Origin of the sequence: Psychroserpens sp. XS_ASV72 (genome assembly GCF_041224425.1) — a bacterium.
Taxonomy (GTDB): Bacteria; Bacteroidota; Bacteroidia; order Flavobacteriales; family Flavobacteriaceae; genus Psychroserpens.
Map to the genome: position 1 here is coordinate 2,501 of NZ_JBGFGL010000041.1, position 2,630 is coordinate 5,130.

Annotated in this window: 2 rRNA genes (1 of these 2 cut by a window edge); both read left to right on the forward strand. The window is 50.8% G+C overall.

The features are described from left to right. Positions 1-2,395: ribosomal RNA gene (locus AB9K26_RS00255) — 23S ribosomal RNA — on the forward strand (it extends 424 nt beyond the left edge of the window). 84 nt (positions 2,396-2,479) lie between these two features. Beyond that, a 5S ribosomal RNA gene (rrf, locus tag AB9K26_RS00260) occupies positions 2,480-2,587 on the forward strand. The last annotated feature ends 43 nt before the right edge of the window (positions 2,588-2,630 follow it).

Sequence of the window (2,630 nt, forward strand, 5' to 3'; positions counted from 1 at the left end):
ATCTGGCGGGACCATCCGCCAAGGCTAAATACTCCTGAGAGACCGATAGTGAACCAGTACCGTGAGGGAAAGGTGAAAAGAACCCTGAACAAGGGAGTGAAATAGAACCTGAAACCATACGCTTACAAGCGGTCGGAGCCCGTAAGGGTGACGGCGTGCCTTTTGCATAATGAGCCTACGAGTTACCGTTGCTAGCAAGGTTAAGGGCTTCAGGTCCGCAGCCGTAGCGAAAGCGAGTCTGAACAGGGCGCTATAGTTAGCAGTGGTAGACGCGAAACCGTGTGATCTACCCATGGGCAGGGTGAAGCTGTGGTAACACACAGTGGAGGCCCGAACCGGTTGACGTTGAAAAGTCTTCGGATGACCTGTGGGTAGGGGTGAAAGGCCAATCAAACTCGGAAATAGCTCGTACTCCCCGAAATGCATTTAGGTGCAGCGTTGGTTAATAGTTTTATAGAGGTAGAGCTACTGATTGGATGCGGGGGCTTCACCGCCTACCAATTCCTGACAAACTCCGAATGCTATAAAATGTTTACCAGCAGTGAGGGCATGGGTGCTAAGGTCCATGTCCGAGAGGGAAAGAACCCAGACCATCAGCTAAGGTCCCCAAATGTATGTTAAGTTGAATAAACGAGGTTGGACTGCTTAGACAGCTAGGATGTTGGCTTGGAAGCAGCCATTCATTTAAAGAGTGCGTAACAGCTCACTAGTCGAGCGGTTCGGCATGGATAATAATCGGGCATAAACATACTACCGAAGCTATGGACTTTTAAAAGTGGTAGGGGAGCATTGTAGTGTCGTCGAAGGTTTGCCGTGAGGCATGCTGGAGAAGCTACAAAAGAAAATGTAGGCATAAGTAACGATAATGCGGGCGAGAAACCCGCACACCGAAAGACCAAGGTTTCCTCAGCTATGCTAATCAGCTGAGGGTTAGTCGGGACCTAACGCGAACCCGAAAGGGGAAGTGGATGGACAACAGGTCAATATTCCTGTACCTGCCCACGTCAAAAGTGACGGAGGCGTGAACTTGGTGCGTGCTGACGGAATAGCACGTTGAAGCCAGTGGTAACACGGCGACAGTACACTGCGGCTACGGCCAAGGTGACAATCCAGGGGAGCGACTTCCAAGAAAAGCGAGTGTGGCAGCCCGTACCCCAAACCGACACAGGTGGTTGGGATGAGAATTCTAAGGTGCTCGAGAGATTCATGGCTAAGGAACTAGGCAAAATTGACGCGTAACTTCGGGAGAAGCGTCGCCCACAGCGATGTGGGCCGCAGTGAAAAGGTCCAGGCGACTGTTTATCAAAAACACAGGGCTCTGCTAAATCGAAAGATGATGTATAGGGCCTGACACCTGCCCGGTGCTGGAAGGTTAAGTGGAGGGTTTAGCTTCGGCGAAGACCTGAAATGAAGCCCCAGTAAACGGCGGCCGTAACTATAACGGTCCTAAGGTAGCGAAATTCCTTGTCGGGTAAGTTCCGACCTGCACGAATGGTGTAACGATCTGGACACTGTCTCGGCCATGAGCTCGGTGAAATTGTAGTATCGGTGAAGATGCCGATTACCCGCAGTGGGACGAAAAGACCCCGTGCACCTTTACTATAGCTTAGTATTGGTTTTGGATAAGTAATGTGTAGGATAGGTGGGAGACTTTGAAGCGGCGTCGCCAGGCGTTGTGGAGTCATTGTTGAAATACCACCCTTTGCTTGTCTAGAGTCTAACTTCGAGAGAAGGACAGTGCTTGGTGGGTAGTTTGACTGGGGTGGTCGCCTCCAAAAGAGTAACGGAGGCTTCTAAAGGTTCCCTCAGCACGCTTGGTAACCGTGCGTAGAGTGCAATGGCATAAGGGGGCTTGACTGAGAGACATACAGGTCGATCAGGTACGAAAGTAGAGCATAGTGATCCGGTGGTTCCGCATGGAAGGGCCATCGCTCAAAGGATAAAAGGTACGCCGGGGATAACAGGCTGATCTCCCCCAAGAGCTCACATCGACGGGGGGGTTTGGCACCTCGATGTCGGCTCGTCACATCCTGGGGCTGGAGAAGGTCCCAAGGGTTGGGCTGTTCGCCCATTAAAGTGGCACGCGAGCTGGGTTCAGAACGTCGTGAGACAGTTCGGTCTCTATCTACTGTGGGCGTTAGAAATTTGAGTGGATCTGACTCTAGTACGAGAGGACCGAGTTGGACTAACCTCTGGTGTATCTGTTGTCACGCCAGTGGCATTGCAGAGTAGCTACGTTGGGAAAGGATAAGCGCTGAAAGCATATAAGCGCGAAACCCACCACAAGATGAGATTTCTTTAAAGGGCCGTGGAAGATGACCACGTCGATAGGCTACAGGTGTAAAGGCAGCGATGTCATAGCCGAGTAGTACTAATAGCCCATAGGCTTATCGTGCGCCGTTCTTTTCAGGGAAAGCACAGATCATGTATATCTTTTTTCAGTATGTCAACAATATACGGGACAGGTTCCCGAAAGACTTAAGGTGGTTATAGCGACGGGGCTCACCTCTTACCATTCCGAACAGAGAAGTTAAGCCCGTTTGCGCCGATGGTACTGCATCTGTGGGAGAGTAGGACATCGCCTTTCTTGAAAGACCCTTGCAATAAGCAAGGGTCTTTTTTTGTTTATA